14 protein-coding genes are annotated in these 18,595 nt (G+C 71.7%); 7 read left to right on the top strand and 7 right to left on the bottom strand.

Features of this window, described 5'->3' with window-relative positions:
* Nucleotides 1-2: 2 nt before the first annotated feature.
* Together O7599_RS19300 and O7599_RS19295 are read left to right on the top strand one after the other, a co-directional pair.
* Nucleotides 3-776, top strand: a complete 774-nt coding sequence (locus O7599_RS19300; RefSeq protein WP_281616852.1) for an IclR family transcriptional regulator — start codon at nt 3-5, stop codon at nt 774-776.
* A gap of 309 nt (nt 777-1,085) precedes the next feature.
* On the top strand, nt 1,086-2,483 hold the full coding sequence (locus O7599_RS19295; RefSeq protein ID WP_281616851.1) for an SLC13 family permease: 1,398 nt from the start codon (nt 1,086-1,088) through the stop codon (nt 2,481-2,483).
* A 17-nt stretch (nt 2,484-2,500) separates the two neighbouring features.
* Here O7599_RS19295 and O7599_RS19290 read toward each other — a convergent pair whose 3' ends face one another.
* Entirely contained in the window at nt 2,501-4,762 is a 2,262-nt protein-coding gene (locus tag O7599_RS19290; RefSeq protein WP_281616850.1) for a SpoIIE family protein phosphatase, read from the bottom strand.
* 140 nt (nt 4,763-4,902) lie between these two features.
* On the opposite strand from O7599_RS19290, the gene aspS reads away from it, so the two are divergent.
* Nucleotides 4,903-6,666 (top strand): aspartate--tRNA ligase, encoded by a 1,764-nt coding sequence (aspS, locus tag O7599_RS19285; protein ID WP_281623438.1) that lies wholly within the window; start codon nt 4,903-4,905, stop codon nt 6,664-6,666.
* Between the two features lie 170 nt (nt 6,667-6,836).
* On the top strand, nt 6,837-9,374 hold the full coding sequence (locus O7599_RS19280) for an FtsX family ABC transporter permease (RefSeq protein WP_281616849.1): 2,538 nt from the start codon (nt 6,837-6,839) through the stop codon (nt 9,372-9,374).
* Nucleotides 9,375-9,491: 117 nt separating this feature from the next.
* Here O7599_RS19280 and pstB read toward each other — a convergent pair whose 3' ends face one another.
* The 6 genes from pstB to O7599_RS19250 form a co-directional block, all read right to left on the bottom strand.
* Complete coding sequence (gene pstB, locus O7599_RS19275; protein WP_281616848.1) at nt 9,492-10,268, bottom strand: phosphate ABC transporter ATP-binding protein PstB; 777 nt, start codon at nt 10,266-10,268, stop codon at nt 9,492-9,494.
* Between the two features lie 24 nt (nt 10,269-10,292).
* Nucleotides 10,293-11,360 (bottom strand): phosphate ABC transporter permease PstA, encoded by a 1,068-nt coding sequence (pstA, locus tag O7599_RS19270; protein WP_281616847.1) that lies wholly within the window; start codon nt 11,358-11,360, stop codon nt 10,293-10,295.
* Nucleotides 11,357-12,355, bottom strand: a complete 999-nt coding sequence (gene pstC, locus O7599_RS19265; protein ID WP_281616846.1) for a phosphate ABC transporter permease subunit PstC — start codon at nt 12,353-12,355, stop codon at nt 11,357-11,359. The genes pstA and pstC overlap by 4 nt, the downstream gene beginning before the upstream one ends.
* A gap of 127 nt (nt 12,356-12,482) precedes the next feature.
* A complete protein-coding gene (gene pstS / locus O7599_RS19260) occupies nt 12,483-13,622 on the bottom strand; it encodes a phosphate ABC transporter substrate-binding protein PstS (RefSeq protein WP_281616845.1) in 1,140 nt (379 codons plus the stop codon).
* A gap of 65 nt (nt 13,623-13,687) precedes the next feature.
* Entirely contained in the window at nt 13,688-14,404 is a 717-nt protein-coding gene (locus O7599_RS19255) for a response regulator transcription factor (protein WP_281616844.1), read from the bottom strand.
* Between the two features lie 138 nt (nt 14,405-14,542).
* The gene (locus O7599_RS19250; RefSeq protein WP_281616843.1) at nt 14,543-15,580 is read right to left on the bottom strand and encodes a PstS family phosphate ABC transporter substrate-binding protein; all 1,038 of its coding nucleotides are present in this window, start codon (nt 15,578-15,580) and stop codon (nt 14,543-14,545) included.
* Nucleotides 15,581-15,907: 327 nt separating this feature from the next.
* Here O7599_RS19250 and O7599_RS19245 point away from each other — a divergent pair, with 327 nt between their 5' ends.
* From O7599_RS19245 to O7599_RS19235, 3 genes are read left to right on the top strand one after another with little or no spacing between them, the layout of a single operon-like run.
* Nucleotides 15,908-16,540, top strand: a complete 633-nt coding sequence (locus tag O7599_RS19245; RefSeq protein WP_281616842.1) for an NAD(P)H-dependent oxidoreductase — start codon at nt 15,908-15,910, stop codon at nt 16,538-16,540.
* Between the two features lie 48 nt (nt 16,541-16,588).
* A complete protein-coding gene (locus O7599_RS19240) occupies nt 16,589-17,590 on the top strand; it encodes an ATP-binding cassette domain-containing protein (protein ID WP_281616841.1) in 1,002 nt (333 codons plus the stop codon).
* Entirely contained in the window at nt 17,587-18,435 is an 849-nt protein-coding gene (locus O7599_RS19235) for an ABC transporter permease (protein WP_281616840.1), read from the top strand. Before O7599_RS19240 ends, O7599_RS19235 begins: the two co-directional genes overlap by 4 nt.
* Nucleotides 18,436-18,595 lie beyond the last annotated feature (160 nt).

The raw sequence follows: 18,595 nt of genomic DNA, 5'->3' as shown, positions 1-18,595 counted from the left end.
GGATGCAGAGCGTCCTCAACGCGCTGCGCGTGCTGGAGGAGGTCGCCGCCCGCCAGCCGGTCGGGGTCGCCGACCTGGCCAGGGCGCTGGAGATGCCCAAGAGCTCGGTGCAGCGCGCGCTCGTGACGCTGCACGGCGCGGGCTGGATCCGGCAGGCGGGAGAGGCGTCCACGCGCTGGGCGGTCACCACCAAGGCGCTGCACGTCGGGCGCCAGGCCACCAGCGAGCTGAGCCTGCGGGACGCTGCCGTGCCGATCATGGAGGAACTGCGCGGCCGCACCGACGAGACGGTCCACCTCACGATCCCGGAGGGCGGCGACAGGGTGGTGCTGATCGAGCGGCTCCAGACGTCCAAGCCGGTGCGCATCGTCATGCCGCTGGGCATGAACCTCTCCCTGCACGCCTCGGCGAACGGCAAGGCCGTGCTGGCCAACAGCCCCGCCGAGGCGATCGAGCGCTACGTCGGAGAAGGGCTGGCCCGCTACACGGAAGCGACGATCGTCGATCCCGCGCGGCTCGCGGCGGAGCTGGCCGCCGTCCGCGACCGCGGCTACGCGGTGAACAGCGGCGAGTGGCGTGCCGACGTCTCCGCCGTCGCGGCGGCCGTGATGGGGGATTCCGCGCTGCCCGTCGCGAGCATCAGCGTCAACGTGCCGACCAGCAGGATGACCGGGGAACTGCGCGCCACGTACGGCGCGCTGGTCCGCGACGCCGCGCGGCAGGTGGCCGCTGAGCTGGGCTCTTCCGGGCCCGCCGGGGGCGCGGTCCGGGCGTGACGCCCTCCCGTACGGGCCTGGCGGCGGCGGTCTGACGAGGGGCCGCCGGCCCGGGTGAGAGCCCGGGCGCGGGGCGGCGGCGTACGGCGGGGCATCCGGCAGGACGTGTGTCGAGGGCCTTGACCCCCGGCTGTGGCGCAGCTCATACTCACCGCCAGCCGGTAGCGGTTTCGAAAGTGAAATTCCGTATTACGGAATCTCCGTCCCCGCTGTGCGGAGACCGAGGATGAGACCGAGGACGGTGCGCTGGGCCCGGCGCACGCCCATCCGGTGGAACAGACCCATGCCATTCCCACCGCGGGAGTCACCTTGTCTGTTGAACTCGTCTCCATCCTCGTCCTCGTGGGCATCTTCCTGGTCGCCACCGTGCGGCCGGTGAACCTCGGTGTCCTCGCCATCGTCGCCGCGTTCGTTCTCGGCCTGTCGGTCCTCGACGGCGCCGACGCGGAAGAGAAGACCGACGCGATCTTCGCGGGCTTCCCGGGCGATCTCTTCGTCATCCTGGTGGGCGTCACCTTGCTCTTCGCGATTGCGAAGAGCAATGGAACAGTCGACTGGCTCGTGCACGGCGCCATCCGTGCGGTGGGCGGTCGCATCGGCCTGATTCCGTGGGTGATGTTCCTGGTCACGGCCTGCCTCACGGCCATCGGTGCCGTGGTTCCGGCGGCGGTCGCGATCATCGCCCCGATCGGGATGGGCTTCGCCGTTCGCTATCGCATCAACCCGCTGCTGATGGGTCTGCTGATCATCAACGGGGCCAGCGCCGGCGGCTTCTCGCCGATGAGCATCTTCGGCGGCATCACCAACGGCGTCGTCGAGAAGGCCGATCTGCCCGGCAACCCCACGCTGCTCTTCCTGGCCTCGTTCGTGTTCAACCTCGCCCTCAGCCTCGTCGTCTACTTCCTGTGGGGCGGCCGTGAACTCCTCGGCCGCCGCGCGGAGTCCGACGCCGAGCCCGACGCGGAGCCCGGTGCCGACTCCGCGGGCGGGGGCTCCGCGGGCCTTCCCGCCCCCGCGTCCCCACCCGCCACCGGCAGGGCGGGCGGCGGCACGGCCACCGTGGCGCCGACCGCACCCGCCGCGCCGGGCGTCACCCCGGCCCCGGCCCTCGACCGCGACCGGATCCTGACCCTGACCGGCCTGCTGTGCCTGGCCGTCGGCGCCCTCTTCTTCGACCTCAACGTCGGCATGGTCGCCATCACCGTGGCCGCGGTCCTGACCCTGGTCTCGCCGGCCGCGGCCAAGAGCGGGGTGGCGGACGTCGCCTGGCCGACGGTGCTGCTGGTCTGCGGCATCGTGCTGTACGTGAGCCTGATGGAGACCATCGGCACGATCGAGTGGCTCGGCGAGGAGGTCACGTCCATCGGCGCCCCGCTGCTGGCCGCCCTCGTCATCTGCCTCATCGGCGGCGCCGTGTCCGCCTTCGCCTCCACCACCGGCATCCTCGGCGCACTCATCCCCCTCGCCGTCCCGTTCCTCACCGGCGTCGACGCGGTCGGAGCGGTGGGCCTCATCACCGCCCTGGCCATCTCCTCCTCGGTCGTCGACTCCAGTCCCTTCTCCACCAGCGGCGCGCTGACCGTCGCCAACGCGACGGACGAGACCCGGGACGAGGTCTACAAGGGGCTCATGCGCTGGGGCTTCAGCATGGTCCTGATCACCCCGGTGACCACCTGGCTCGTCCTGGTGGTGCCGGGCTGGCTCTGACCGGCGACGACCCGGGGCTACAGGCTCGGCCACTCCTCCTCGTGGAACTCGCACCAGACCTCCTTGCCCTCGCCCGTCGGCTCCGTGCCCCACTCGCCCGACAGCTCCTGGAGGAGGAACAGGCCGCGGCCCGAGGAGGACAGCTCGCCGGGGTGGCGCAGGTGGGGCAGGCCCGTGTCGGCGTCGCCGACGGTGACGCGCAGGGTGCGGTTGCCGCGGGGGCCGGTGACGTCGGCGCTGATGGCGGCGTCGCTGTCGGTGTGCAGCAGGACGTTGGCGATGAGCTCGGAGAGGACCAGTTCGGCGGAGTCGACCTGCGTGGGGGTGGTCCAGTCGAAGAGCATGGAGCGCAGTTCGTGGCGGGCGTCCGCGGTGCGCTGCTGCTCCGCCTGGGGGACGGTGAGGTGCATGTGGCGGCCGAGGGCGGGGGCGGCGGCGGGCTCGCCCTCGCGCGGCGGCTGGTCGCGGCGGAGGAGGACGAGCGCGATGTCGTCCTCGCGCCGCTCCGCGTGCGGGCCGGGGGTGGCGTGCGAGTGCGGGCCGCTGACCGCGTCGATGAGCGCGTCGGCCAGCGTCTCCAGGTCGTCGCCCACGTGCCCGGCGAAGACCCGGCGCAGCCGGTCGCGGCCCGTCTCCAGGTCGTGGCCGCCGGTCTCGATGAGCCCGTCGCTGCACAGCATCATCAGCTCGCCCGGCTCCAGGACCAGCCGGGTGACGGGATAGTCGGGTTCCTCGACCACGCCGAGGGGCAGGCCGCCCTCGGTGGGGCGGACGAGGAGCGTGCCGTCGCCGACGCCCATCGCCGGGTCGAGGTGGCCGGCGCGGGCGATGGTGAGGCTGCCGGTCGCCGGGTCCGCCTTGATGTAGAGGCAGGTGGCGAAGCGGGGGTCGGCGTCCTCGGGCGGGGAGTCGCTCTCGAAGCCCTCGCGCTTGTTGAGCTGGGTGAGGAAGCGCGAGGCGCGGGTGAGTACGGCGTCGGGGTGGTGGCCCTCCGAGGCGTACGCGCGGATGGCGATGCGCAACTGGCTCATCAGCCCCGCGGCGCGTACGTCGTGGCCCTGGACGTCGCCGATGACGACCGCCGTCTTGCCGGACGGCAGCGTGATCACGTCGTACCAGTCGCCGCCGATCTCCAGCCCGCCGCCGGTCGGCACGTAGCGCGCGGCGACGGTCATGCCCGGCGTCGGCGGCACCTCCTCCGGCATCAGGCTGCGCTGCAGTCCGGCGGACAGCTCGCGCTCGGACTCGTGGACGTGCGCGCGGGACAGCGCCTGCGCCAGCATGCGCGCCACGGTGGTGAGCACGGAGCGCTCGTCCGGTGTGAAGGGCGCGGGGTAGGAGAAGGCCGCGAGCCACACGCCGATGACCCGGCCGGCCACGATCAGCGGTACGTACGCCCACGAGCGCCGGCCCAGCCGGCGGGCGAGCTGCCACGCCTCGGGGAAGCGTCGGCGGTACTCCTCGCGGCCCGCGATGTAGATGGCGCGGCCGGTGCGGACGGCGACGGCGCCGGGGTACTCGGAGTCGAGGCTGATGTCGGTGAACGGCTCCTCGTCCTCGGGGCGGTAGCCGTGCTGGCCGATGACGGTGAGGCGGTTGCCCTCGACGCCGAAGACGGCCATGCCGTCGGGCGAGAAGCCGGGCATCGACAGGGACGCGGCGACGCGCAGCACCTGGTCGGTGCCCCGGGACTCGGCGAGCGCACGGCCGGCGTCGAGCAGGAACGCCTCGCGGGACAGCCGCCAGTCGCTGGTCAGCGGCGACGGCGGGGAGGTGCCGGCGCTGGCGCCGGGCAGGGGCTCGACGACCTCCTGGACGGTGCCGGACATCACCACCTCGCCGGCGGGCCCGTCCCCCTCCTCCCGCCCTGTTTCCTCCCGCGCTGCTTCCTCCCGCCCTTCCCGCCCTGCTTCCTCCCGCCCCTCCCGCCCTGCGTCCTCCTCCTCCGGCCCGCCCTGCTCCCCGGCCACCGGCTGCTCGTCGCGGAACGGCCGCAACCTCGTCCGTACGACCCGCAGCACCGTCCCCCGCTCGTCGACGATCCGCAGTTGCGCCTCCGCCACGGTGCCCTCCGCGCGGGCCAGGTCCATCGCCCCCGTCATCTCGACGTAGTCCACCCCGTGGCAGCGGCCCCGCACGGCGGCGACCGTCGTCTCCGTCGGCCGCTCGGGCAGCCCGACGAGCCGGGCGGCCTCGGCGTCCATGGTCACGGTGCCGGAGGCGGTGTCCCAGCTCCACACCCCGGTGCCGACGGCAGCCAGGACCTCCTCGGTGCGCATTGCCCTATTTTAAGGTGATTGCCCGCGTGCGGCCGGGGAGGCCGGGGGCGATAGTCTTGGCGGGCTGAACACTCTCGTGGCCGAATCGGCGCCCACCGGCAAGCAGCCGCGGGCGACGAGTCAGACGAACTGGATGGATGATGCACCGGTACCGGTCCCACACCTGTGGCGAGCTGCGCGCGAGCGACGTCGGCGGCGACGTCCGCCTCTCCGGCTGGCTGCACAATAGGCGCGACCTGGGCGGCATCCTCTTCATCGACCTGCGCGACCACTACGGCATCGTCCAGCTCGTCGCCCGCCCCGGCACCCCCGCGAACGAGGCGCTGGCGCACCTCACCAAGGAGACCGTCGTACGCGTCGACGGCAAGGTCGTCTCCCGCGGCGCCGACAACGTCAACCCCGAGCTGCCCACCGGCGAGATCGAGATCGAGGTCTCCGGCGTCGAGGTGCTCGGCGCCGCCGAGCAGATCCCGTTCACGATCAACGCCGACGACGGCGTCGGCGAGGAGCGCCGGCTGGAGTACCGCTTCCTCGACCTGCGCCGCGAGCGCATGCACCGCAACATCATGCTGCGCACCGCGGTCGTCACGGCCATCCGGCAGAAGATGACGGCCCTCGGCTTCAACGAGCTGACCACGCCGATCCTCTCGGCCACCTCCCCCGAGGGCGCCCGCGACTTCCTGGTCCCCTCCCGGCTGCACCCCGGCACGTTCTACGCGCTGCCGCAGGCCCCGCAGCAGTTCAAGCAACTGCTGATGATGGCCGGGTTCGACCGCTACTTCCAGATCGCGCCCTGCTTCCGCGACGAGGACGCCCGCGCCGACCGCTCGCCCGGCGAGTTCTACCAGCTCGACATGGAGATGAGCTTCGTCGAGCAGGAGGACGTCTTCGCCGTCATCGAGAAGGTGATGACGGAGCTGTTCGAGGAGTTCGGCAACGGCCGGCACGTCACGTCGCCGTTCCCGCGGATCCCGTACCGCGAGGCGATGGTCAGGTACGGCTCGGACAAGCCGGACCTGCGGGCCGAGCTGGAGCTGGCGGACGTCACGGACGTCTTCGCCGGCAGCGAGTTCAAGGCGTTCGCCGGCATGCACGTGCGGGCGCTGCCGGTGCCCGCCGTCCAGGACCAGCCGCGCAAGTTCTTCGACGCGCTCGGCGACTTCGCCGTCGAGCAGGGCGCCAAGGGCCTGGCGTGGGTGCGCGTCGGCGACGACGGTGCCCTGTCCGGGCCGATCGCGAAGTTCCTCACCGAGGAGAACGTCGCCGTGCTCACCGAGCGGCTGGGCCTGGCCGCCGGGCACGCGGTGTTCTTCGGCGCCGGGGAGACCGGCGAGGTCTCCAGGATCATGGGCGCGGTGCGCGTGGAGGCCGCGAAGCGCGCCGGGCGGTTCGCCGGGGACGTCTACCGGTTCTGCTGGATCGTGGACTTCCCGATGTTCGAGAGGAACGAGGAGACGGGCGAGATCGAGTTCTCGCACAATCCGTTCTCGATGCCGCAGGGCGGCATCGAGGCGCTGGAGACCCAGGACCCGCTGGACGTGCTCGCGTTCCAGTACGACATCGTCTGCAACGGCGTCGAGCTGTCCTCCGGCGCGATCCGGAACCACGAGCCCGAGGTCATGTTCAAGGCGTTCGGCATCGCCGGGTACACCAAGGACGAGGTGGAGCGCGAGTTCGGCGGCATGCTGCGGGCGTTCCGCTTCGGCGCCCCGCCGCACGGCGGGATCGCGCCCGGCGTCGACCGCATCGTGATGCTGCTGGCCGACGAGCCGAGCATCCGCGAGACGATCGCCTTCCCTCTCAACGGCAACGCGCAGGACCTCCTCATGGGCGCGCCCAGCGAGGTCGACGAGGCACGGCTGCGCGAGCTGCACATCGCGCTGCGCAAGCCGCAGCCGAAGTAGCGGCGGCGGCCCTCCCCACCGGCGTACGGGCCGGGGCGCCCGGCGGGCCCCCGGCCCATGGTGTTGCCAGCTACACCCCCGGTCCGGGTGGGCATCCCATGGGCCGCGCGGACGCGGATTCCTAGGTTGATGTCACCGACATCGCAGAGGGGAACCGTCCCATGTGGGCCATGGCCTTCCGTACGCTCCGCCACAGAACCGCCGCGCTCTCGGCGACCTTCCTGGCGCTCTTCCTGGGCACCGTCATCGTGATGACGTGCGGCGGCCTCCTGGAGACCGGCATACGCAACAACGCGCCGGCGCAGCGACTCGCGGGCGCCGACCTCGTGGTCGCCGGCGACCGCGAGGTGCCCCGCGGCGACGAGACCGCCGTCCTCGACGAGCGCCCCCCGCTGGACGGCTCCCTCACCGCGGCGGTACGGGACGTGCCCGGCGTCGAGCGGGCCGTCCCCGAGCGGGTCTTCGACGCCGCCGTCCTCGGCGGGCCCGCGGCCTCGGGGTCTGCCCCCGACACGCGGGCCCACGGCTGGTCCTCCGCCCCCGTCACCCCGTACGAGCTGTCCGCCGGCCGCGGGCCCGAGGGCCCCCGCGACGTGGTGCTGGACGAGGCCACCGCCGGGGCGTACGGCCTCCGCCCCGGCGACGAGGTGCGCGTCGCGGCGCGGGGCGGCGCCGCGGCGTACCGCCTGACCGGCGTGGTGCGCGCCCCGCACGCGATCGGCTACGGCGCCGTGTTCTTCACCGACGACCGCGCCCGCGCGCTCGCCCCCGCCGTCGCGGACATCGCCGTCACGGCGGCGCCGGGCACCGACCACGGCGAGCTGAAGGACCGCCTCGCCGAGGTCGTCGCGGCCCACGCCGCGGACCGTACGGACGAGGGGCGGATGCCGGCGAAGGTCTACTCCGGCGACGACCGCGGCGCCGTCGAGTACCCGGAGGTGCTCACCCGCAAGGAGGACCTGATCGCGGTCGCCGGCGCCTTCGGCGGCATGGCCACGGTCGTCGCCGTCTTCGTCGTCTCCGGCGCCGTCGCGCTGTCCGTCGAGCGCCGCCGCCGCGAGTTCGCCCTGCTGCGCACCATCGGCGGCACCCCGCGCCAGTTGCGCCGGCTGCTGCTCGCCGAGACGCTGCTGGTGGGGCTGGCCGCCGCCGCGGCGGGCTGGTTCGCCGGGCCGGCGGCGGGGGAGCGGCTCTTCGAGGAGTTCACCGCCAGCGGCATGGTCTCCGAGGCCGTGACGTACGCGCAGGGCTGGATCCCCGCCGTCGCCGCGGGCGGCGCGCTGCTGCTGACCGCGCTCTTCGGCGGCTACCTCGGCGGCCGGCGCGGGGTGAAGGTCAAGCCCGTCGAGGCGATGGCGGAGGCGACGCTGCGGACCCGCTGGGCGCACCCGCTGCGCATCGTCCTGGCCGTCCTCTTCCTCGGCGGCACCGCCGCGCTGGCGATCCTCACCTGGGTGCTCTTCGACGGCCCCATCGCGGCCAGCACCGCCGGACCCACCGTGCTGTGCGCGGCCATCGGCCTCGCGCTCCTCGGCCCCGGTCTCACCAAGCTGTGCACCGCCCTGATCTCCGGCCCCGTCCGGGCGTTCACCGGCGTGAGCGGCGAGCTGGCGGTCACCACCGCCCGGGCCCGGGCCGTCCGGATGGCTGGCGTCGTCACGCCCGTGATGCTGGCCGTCGCCATGGCCACCGGCAACCTGTACCTGCAGACGACGCAGGACGACGCCACCCGCGAGGCGTACGCCGAGACCCTGCGCGCCGACGCCGTCGTCGACTCCCCCGCCGGCACCCTCGACCCGGCGCTCACCGCCGACGTCCGCGCCGCGGACGGCGTCGCGGCGGCCGGCGCGTACGTCACCGGCACCGGCTGGATCGACGGCCTCGGCGACGAGGACGGCGTGCCGCTGCAGGGCGTCGACGCCCGCGGCGCCGCGCGGACCACCGCGCTGGAGCCGGTCGCGGGCGACGTGGCCGACCTCACCGGCCGGACGATCGCCCTGCCCGCCGGCGCGGCGGACGGCCGCGGCGTCGGGGACACCGTGGAGGTGCGCTTCGGCGACGGTGCCGTCGCCGACCTGCGGATCGCGGTGCTCTTCGAGGGCCGAGACGGCTACGACACGGTGTTCGTGCCCGCGGACCTCCTCGCCGGGCACACCGACGGCGGGCTGCCGCAGCAGATCCTCGTGACGGCCGAAGAAGGCGTCGGCGCCGCGGAGTTGACGGCGAGCCTGGAGAAGACCCTCGCCGGCCACCCCGGCACCGGCGTCACGGACCGCGGCGAGCTGATCGAGGCCCACGTGGAGGACACCGAGACGCAGGCGTGGGTCAACTACCTGATCCTGGGCATGATCGTGGCGTACACGGCGATCGCGGTGGTCAACAACCTGGTGCTCTCCGTCTCCGGCCGCCGCCGCGAGTTCGGGCTGCAGCGCCTCGCCGGCGCCACCCGCCGGCAGGTGCTGCGGATGCTGACGATCGAGGCGCTGATCGTCGCCGGGATCGGGGTGGGCCTCGGCACCGCCGCCGCGGCCACCGCGCTGGTGCCGTTCAGCCACGCGGCGGCGGACAGCGTGCTTTCCTCCGGCCCGCCGTCCATCTACGCCGCGATAGTCGCCGGTGCCGTGGCCCTCGCCCTCACCGCCACCCTGGTGCCGGGGTGGGCGGCCCTCCGTACGCGCCCCGCGGAGGCGGCGCAGGCGGAGGAGTGACGGGTGGGCCCGCCCCGGGTGCGGGGCGGGCCCTGGTGTCTTGCGGCGGCACCGCCAGGCAGCACCGCAAGACGGCTCGGCCGGCCGGTGTCCCCCGGGGCACCGGCCGGAGTCGGCTCAGCCGAAGCGGCCGGAGACGTAGTCCTCGGTCGCCTGCACCGACGGGTTGGAGAAGATCTTGTCGGTCTCGTCGATCTCGATGAGCTTGCCCGGCTCGCCGACGGCGGCGAGGTTGAAGAACGCGGTGCGGTCGGAGACCCGCGCCGCCTGCTGCATGTTGTGCGTCACGATGACGATCGTGAAGCGGGTCTTCAGGTCCCCGATCAGGTCCTCGATGGCGAGGGTGGAGATCGGGTCGAGGGCCGAGCAGGGCTCGTCCATGAGGAGGACCTGGGGTTCGACCGCGATGGCGCGGGCGATGCACAGGCGCTGCTGCTGGCCGCCGGACAGGCCGGAGCCGGGGCGGTTGAGGCGGTCCTTGACCTCGTTCCACAGGTTCGCGCCGCGCAGGGACTTCTCCACCACGTCGTCCAGCTCGGACTTCTTGTAGCGGCTGTTGAGTTTCAGGCCGGCGGCGACGTTCTCGTAGACGCTCATGGTGGGGAACGGGTTGGGCCGCTGGAAGACCATGCCGACCACGCGGCGTACGGAGACGGGGTCGACGCCGCTGGCGTAGAGGTTCTCGTCGTCCAGCATCACCTTCCCCTCCACGCGCGCGCCGGGGATGACCTCGTGCATGCGGTTGATGGTGCGCAGGAAGGTGGACTTGCCGCAGCCGGACGGGCCGATGAAGGCGGTCACGGAGCGGGGCTCGACGGCCATCGAGATGTCCTCGATCGCCTTGAAGTCGCTGTAGTAGGCGGTGAGGCCGCTGATGTCGATGCGCTTGGCCATGTCAGATCACTTCTCCTGTGGCCGTCAGTGGCCGGTTTTCGGGGCCTTCCAGCGGGCGATGCCGCGGGCCAGCAGGTTGAGGAGCATCACGAAGACGATGAGCACCAGGGCCGCGGCCCAGGCGCGGTCGAACGACGCCTCGGTGCCGGCCCCCCACTGCTGGTAGATGTACAGCGGCAGGGACGCCTGACCGCCGTCGAAGGGGTTGTTGTTGATCGCGGGGCTGCCGAAGACGAGCAGCAGCACCGGGGCGGTCTCGCCGGTGATGCGGGCGACGGCGAGCATGACGCCGGTGGTGATGCCGCCGATGGAGGTGGGCAGGACGACCTTCAGGATCGTCTTCCACTTCGGTACGCCCAGGGCGTACGACGCCTCCCGCAGCTCGTTCGGCACGAGCTTCAGCATCTCCTCGGTGGAGCGGACCACCACGGGCATCATCAGGATCGCCAGCGCCATGGCACCGGCGAAGCCGGAGTACCCGAAGTCCAGGATCATGATCCACAGGCTGAGGACGAACAGGCCGGCGACGATCGACGGGATGCCCGTCATGACGTCGACGAAGAACGTCACCGCACGCGCGAGCGCCCCGCGGCCGTACTCCACCAGGTACACGGCGGTCAGCAGCCCGATCGGGGTGGCGATGACGGTGGCGATCAGCACCTGCTCGATGGTGCCCATCAGCGCGTGGTAGACGCCGCCGCCGGGCGCGATGTTGACCACGCCGCTCATCGAGTGGGTGAGGAAGTAGCCGTCGGTGACCTTGATGCCCTTGCTGGCGGTCTCCCAGATCAGCGACGCCAGCGGGATGACGGCGAGCAGGAACGCCACCCACACCAGGGAGGTCGCCAGCCGGTCCTTCGCCTGCCGGCCGCCCTCGGTCACCGACGAGATGACGTACTGCCCGACGACGAAGAGGATCGCCGCGATCAGGCCCCACTGGACGCGGCTGCCGAGGTCGGCGAGCACGCCGACCAGCACGCCCGCGGCGGCGGAGCCGGCCGCGATGGCCAGCGGCGCCCAGCGGGGCAGCCGCGGCTGCTGGATGCCGAGCCGGTCGGCACCGGGCTTGTCGGCGATGGTCTGCGCGCTCATGCGTTGGCCCCCGAGTACTCCTTGCGCCTGGCGATGATCAGCCGGGCCGCGCCGTTGACCAGCAGCGTGATGACGAACAGGACCAGGCCGGAGGCGATCAGCGCGTCCCGCCCGAACTGCCCGGACTCGCCGAACGACGCGGCGATGTTCTGCGCGAACGTCCCGCCGCCCGCCTGGAGGATCTCCGCGGACAGGATCGCCGACGGCGACAGCACGGTGGCGACCGCCATCGTCTCGCCCAGCGCCCGCCCGAGGCCCAGCATCGAGGCGGAGATGACGCCGGAGCGGCCGAAGGGCAGCACCGTCATGCGGATGACCTCCCAGCGCGTCGCGCCGAGCGCGAGCGCGGCCTCCTCCTGGAGGCGGGGGGTCTGGGCGAAGACCTCGCGGCTGACGTTGGTGATGATCGGCAGGATCATCACGGCCAGCAGGATGCCCGCGGTCATCAGCGAGCGCGGCGCGGTCCCGTCGAAGGACAGCACGACGGTCCAGCCGAGGTAGCGGTCCAGCCACTCGTACGTGCCGATCAGGTGCGGCACGAGGAACAGGGCGCCCCACAGGCCGTAGACGATGGACGGCACGGCGGCCAGCAGGTCGATGACGTACGCGATGGGCGCCGCCAGCCTCCGCGGCGCGTAGTGCGTGATGAACAGCGCGATGCCGACCGCGATCGGCACCGCGATGACCATCGCGACGATCGAGGAGACGACCGTGCCGAAGGCCAGCACGGCGATGCCGAACTTCGGCGGGATGGAGTTTGCGTCCCACTCGAAGGTGGTGAGGAAGTTGCCCTCGTTGTCCGCGAGGGCGATGGACGCGCGGTACGCCAGGAACGCGGCGATCGCGGCCATGATCAGCAGCAGCACGATCCCCGACCCCTTGGACAGGCCGGAGAAGACCTTGTCGCCGCGGCGGGTGCCGCCCTTGCCGTTCGACAGCAGGACCTGTGACGGCGGTGGGGCGGGGGTTTCTATGTCGGTGGGTGGAGCAGCCATACGTGAATCTCCGGTCTGATGTGGGGCGACGGCGCGGTCTGCGCCCGCGTCCCGGCGGCGGTGCACCGGATGGCCCCCCGCCGGCCGGACGGTGGTGCGCCGGCCGGCGGTGGGCGTTCAGGACAGGTCAGGACAGGGTGTCGATGGTCTTGACGACCTCGGCGGCCATCTCCGCGGGCAGCGGGGCGTAGCCGACCTCGACGACCGACTGCTGGCCGGCCTCACTCGCGGTGTAGCCGAGGAAGGACTTGACCGCGTCCAGGGACTCCGGCTTGTTGCCCTTGTCGCAGGCGATCTCGTAGGTCACGAGGGTGATCGGGTAGGCGCCGTCCACCTTCGTGGCGTAGTCCAGCTCCAGCGCCATGTCGGGGGCCTGGCCGACCCGCTTGCCGGCGGCGATCGCCGCGGAGGCGTTCTCCACGGTGGCCTCGACCGGCTCGGCCGCACCGGTGTCCAGCTTGACGGTGGTCAGGTCGTTGGACTCGGCGTGCGAGATCTCCATGTACGAGATGGCGCCGTCGGTCTGCTTCACCTGCGAGGACACGCCGGCCGAACCGCTGGCGGCCTGGCCACCCTCGATCGGCCACTTCTTGTCCGCCTCGTGCGGCCAGGCGTCCTTGACGACCGTGCCGAGGTAGGCGGTGAAGTTCTCGGTGGTGCCCGACTCGTCGGAGCGGTGCACCGGCTGGACCGTGGTGTCCGGCAGCTCGGCGTCGGGGTTCAGCTTGGCGATCGCCGGGTCGTTCCACTTCTTGATCTCGCCGTTGAAGACGTTCGCCAGGGTCTCGGCGTCGAGCACCAGCTCGTCCACGCCCTCCAGGTGGTAGGCGATCGCGACCGGGCCGCCGACCATCGGCAGGTTGATGCCCTGACCGCCGGAGCAGACGTCCTTGGACTTCTCGACCTCCTCCGGCTCCAGCGCGGAGTCGGAGCCGGCGAAGGCGGTCTGGCCGGCGAGGAACTCCTCGATGCCGGCACCCGAGCCGACCGGCTTGTAGTTGACCGTCACGTCCGGGCAGGCGGCCTGGTAGTCGGCCACCCACTGCTGCACGGCGTTGTCCTGCGAGCTGGCACCCGAGGCGAGCAGCTCACCGCTGCCGCCGCACGTGATGTCGCCGCCGGCGGAGCTGCTCTTGTCGCCGCCGCTGGCCTTGTCGTCGCCCGAGTCCGAATTGTCGTCCGAGCCGCACGCCGAGAGGACGAGGGCGCTGGAGAGGGCGAGTATGCCTGCCGCGGAGCGGATCCGGATCTTGCTCTGAGACTTCACTGGGGACTTTCCTTCCTGAGGCCGCACTCCAGAGGCGGCTGACAACAAATCGAGGGTTGTGGGGTCTAGGGGGTGTCCGCGACCGGCGGCACGAAGCGGTAGCCGACGTTCCGGACGGTGAGGATGATCCGTGGATCGTGAGGGTTGTCCCCGATGCGGTCGCGCAGCCGACGGATGTGCACGGCGATCGTGTTGGACTTCGGCGCGCTGCCACCCCACAGCTCGGCGCTGATCTGGTCTCGGGTGACGACCTTCTCGGCGTTGGCCACCAGCAGGTGCAGCAGCTTGAACTCGCGAAGCGGAAGCTGCACCAGCCGGCCGTCGACGCGGGCCTCGAAGGTGGCGGGGTTGACGCTGTACGGCCCGGAGGCGACCGTCTGGTCCACGTCGTACGCCGCCGGGCTGGCGACGCCGAGCATCTTGAGGACCTCGTACGGCCGGTAGGGGCGGGCGACGCAGGCGCTGGCCCCCGCGGTCAGCGCCTCGACGGCGTCTTCCGCGTCGTCCGGGCCGACGCCGATGATGACCGGCGTGGCGCTCCGCCGCCGCAGCACCTCCACCACCCGTGCGCCCGGCACGAGCGGCAGCTTGGCGCTGACCAGCAGGGCGTCGGGGGACTGCAGGCCGACCTGGAGCAGCGCCTCCGCCCCGTCGGAGCAGAAGACGACCTTCACCTGATGACCCGCCAGGTGCTCGGCCAGATCGTGCGCCACCTGTTCGTCCGGATCGGCGAGCAGCAGGACATGCCCGTGTCGCTGGCCGGGTATCGCCGGTGTGTCCATCGGTCGGTCACCACCCCCTTCGTCGCTTCTCATGGAATTCCGCGTGGGCAGACTCGGCCGGGTGGGGACGGTTAACTGAAGGTGAACATCGGAACAGGAGTGCGTGATGTCGTTATCGGCCCGTTATGAACAGCCTGATCACAGGCCGCCCGAGCCGCCCGAGTCGCCGCCGGTGTCACCCGCTCCGCCGGGCTGCGCGCTGTGCTTCTTCAGCCGCTCCAGGTCCCGCTCCAGCTTCTGCTCCTGCACCTCGCTGAGCGGGATGTAGCCGGCCTCCGAGGCGAAGTCCGTGTGGCTGTCCACGTAGAACTCGACGAACGTCTCCACCTCGGGGCGCTCCAGCGCCTTCGCCGAGGGATAGAGGAACAGCGGCCTGGCCAGCGGCTTGTACGAGCCGTCCTGGACCGACGCGGTGCTGGGCGCGACGCAGCCGTCGCCGGCGTCGACCTCCAGAGCGCGCAGCTTGTCGCGGTTCTCGTCGAAGTAGGTGAAGCCGAAGTAGCCGAGCCCGCCGGAGTGCTCCGAGACGCCCTTGACGAGGGTGTTGTCGTCGCTGCTCGGGGTGAAGTCGGAGCGGGAGGCCTTCTCCTCGCCGTTGATGGCGTCGGTGAAGTAGTCGAACGTGCCCGAGTCGGTGTCCGGGCCGTAGAGCTGCAGCGGCTCGTCCGGGAACGTGGGGTCGACCTCCTGCCAGCTCGTCAGCGTGGAGCCGGGCTCCCAGATGCGCTTGAGCTGGTCGGTGCTGATGCAGTCGATCCAGTCGTTGCCGCGCGGGACGACGACGGTGAGCGCGTCGTTGGCGATGGTCAGCTCGCGGTACGGCACGTCCCAGTTGGCGCAGGTCTCCTTCTCGAAGTCGTTGATCGGCCGGGAGGCGTCGGAGATGTCGGTCTCGCCGGCGCAGAACCGGTCGAAGCCGCCGCCGGTGCCGGACGCCTCGACCTTGACCCGTACCCCGGGCTCCTGCCGGCCGAAGCGTTCGCCGGCCAGCTTCGTCAGCGGCTCCACCGTGCTGGAGCCGTCGATCTGCACCGTCCCGGTGAGCCGATCCGGCTGGTCCTCACCGCCGCTCGCCTCGCTCTCGCTGCCGCAGGACACGAGGGAGACGACGGCGGCCGGGGCCAGGAGGAGGGCGCCCAGGCGGGTGGCGGTGCGCTTCGTCTGTATCGGCCTCACGTGCTCTCACTGCTCTCCGCTGATCGATCCGGACAAAACTCGGGTCCTGTATCGAAGTGGCGGCAGTCGGCCATGCGGGGCGGCTTCGGTTAGCGGGGGATGAACAGTGGACGACCAGACATGATGGCGTTATGTGACTGTGATGAAAGCGCGGATCACTCGGCGAACGCGCAGGTGGAAGGCGTGCGCGTGATCGGTGCAAGTTCCGTGCGTGCTCCGCGCGCGGCCCGCTAGATCGGATCTAGCGGGCGCCTGCCGGATTCTGGCGCCTGAAGGGTGACGGCCCGGGCGCACCGCCCGGGAGGGCCGAGACCCGGGAGGTGTCCGATGCGGAACGGCGACTCCGGCATACGCGAGGCGCCCGGCCTTGCGGGTGCGCCCGCCGCCCCCGCGGGGCTGCGGATCGCGTGCATCCTGGGCGGCCAGGCGGAGACCGACTGCGGCCCCCCGGCGGTGGCGCACTGGTTCGACGAACTGGCCGGCGAGCGCGGCGACATCGCGCTGCGCGTCCTGGACCTCGCCGACTACGACCTCCCGGTGCGCTACCCCGAGCACCCGACCGCGCAGATGTCCTCGTTCACCGCGGAGCTGGCGTGGGCGGAGGGGTTCGTCGTCGTCACCCCCGAGTGCAACCGCAGTTTCCCCGCGCAACTCAAGCACGCCATCGACATGGGCTATGACGAGTGGCACGCGAAGCCGGTCGGCTTCGTGTCGTACGGCTTCGGCTGCGACGGGGTGCGCGCGGTGGAGCACCTGCGCTCGGTCTTCACCGAGTTGCACACGGTCACCGTGCGGGACTCGGTCGGAATCGACCTGCGTTTCACCGATGAGAAATTCCCGGCCGGCGGGTCCCTCTACTCGGACGGTCTGGTACGCGCCGCCGGTGCCCTGCTGGACCAGCTCACCTGGTGGGGTCTCGCGCTGAGGGAGGCCCGCGCGGCGCGGCCGTACGTGGCGTAACAGAAGCCGCTCATATTTCTGATGTTGGAGAATCTGGAGAAGAAGGACATGACTAACGACTCGTCCGGCCTGGCGATCGAGACGTCGGGACTTGTGAAGGTGTTCGGCGAGACCCGCGCGGTGGACGGCGTCGACCTCGCCGTCCCCCGCGGCACCGTCTACGGCGTCCTCGGTCCCAACGGCGCCGGCAAGACCACCACCGTGAAGATGCTCGCCACCCTGCTGCGCCCCGACGGCGGCGAGGCCCGGGTCTTCGGCAAGGACGTCGTCCGCGAGGCGAACGACGTGCGTTCCCGGGTCAGCCTCACCGGCCAGTACGCCTCCGTGGACGAGGACCTGACCGGCACCGAGAACCTGGTGCTGCTCGGCCGCCTCCTCGGGCACAAGCCGGCCGCGGCGCGGGTGCGCTCCGCGCAGTTGCTGGAGGCGTTCGGCCTGGCCGAGGCGTCGGACAAGCAGGTGAAGAACTACTCGGGCGGCATGCGGCGCCGCATCGACATCGCCGCGTCCATCCTCAACACCCCCGACCTGCTCTTCCTCGACGAGCCGACCACGGGCCTCGACCCGCGCAGCCGCAACCAGGTCTGGGACATCGTCCGCGCGGTCGTCGCCCAGGGCACGACCGTCCTGCTCACCACCCAGTACCTGGACGAGGCCGACCAGCTCGCCTCCCGGATCGCGGTCATCGACCACGGCAAGGTCATCGCCGAGGGCACCAAGGGCGAGCTGAAGGCGTCCGTCGGCGCCGGCTCCGTCCACCTCCGGCTGCGCGACGCCGCGCAGCGCGCGGAGGCGGTCGCCCTGCTGGAGTCGGCCCTCACCGGCGCCCAGGTGCAGCTCGAACCCGACCCCGTCGCGCTCACGGCCCGCGTCGGCGACGGCGACAACGGACGCGGCGCCGCCGCCCAGGCCGCCGCCGCGCTGGCGGAGCTGGCCCGCGCGGACATCACCGTCGACAACTTCTCGCTGGGTCAGCCCAGCCTGGACGAGGTCTTCCTCGCCCTCACCGACCGCCCGGCCGGTGCCGAGACCCAGGAGGCAGCAGCATGAGCACCGCGACCGAGACCCGTACCGAAGACCTCGCGCCGGTCACCACCGAGAGCCTGGCCGAGCTGCTGGTCTCCAAGGAACGGCCGCCACGGCCCAGTGCGTGGTCCGCCTCCGTGACGTTCGGCTGGCGGGCCGTGCTGAAGATCAAGCACGTGCCCGAGCAGCTCTTCGACGTCACCGCCTTCCCGATCATGATGGTGCTGATGTACACGTACCTCTTCGGGGGTGCGCTCGCCGGCTCCACCTCGGACTACCTGCAGTACCTGCTGCCGGGCATCCTGGTGATGAGCATCGTCATGATCACGATGTACACCGGCGTCTCCGTCAACACCGACATCGAGAAGGGCGTCTTCGACCGCTTCCGCTCGCTGCCGATCTGGCGCCCCGCGGTGATGGTCGGCTACCTGCTGGGCGACATGCTGCGCTACCTCATAGCGTCGGTGGTGATGATCGCCGTCGGCCTCATCATGGGCTTCCGCCCGGACGGCGGCGTGCTGGGCGTGCTCGCCGGAGTGGCGCTGCTGATCGTCTTCTCGTTCGCGTTCTCGTGGATCTGGACGATGTTCGGCCTGCTGCTCCGCACCGAGAAGTCGGTCATGGGCGTCAGCATGATGGTCCTGTTCCCGACGACGTTCCTCAGCGACATCTTCGTCGAGCCGAAGACGATGCCGGGCTGGCTGCAGGCGTTCGTCAACAACAACCCGGTCACCCACCTCGCCGCCGCGGTCCGCGACCTGATGCACGGCGACTGGCCGGCGTCGGACATCGCCTGGACCCTGGGCTGGGCGGGCGTGATCGTGGCGGTCTTCGGCCCGATCACGATGCGCCTGTACGCCAGGAAGTAACGCAACCGGAGAGCCACCGGGCCCGCACCCCTCCGACCGGAGGGGTGCGGGCCCGTTCATGTCCGCGTACCGGTCTGCTACGTTCGGCCGCATGTTCCTCCTCCGTGCATAGGAGCCGGCGCCGCCGCGCCCCCCGGGCGCGGCACCACGCCGCCCGTGC

It is taken from the genome of Streptomyces sp. WMMC500 (genome assembly GCF_027497195.1).
Taxonomy (GTDB): domain Bacteria; phylum Actinomycetota; class Actinomycetes; order Streptomycetales; family Streptomycetaceae; genus Streptomyces.
Note: the sequence above shows the minus strand (reverse complement) of the source record. Positions and strands in the feature narration are given on the sequence as shown.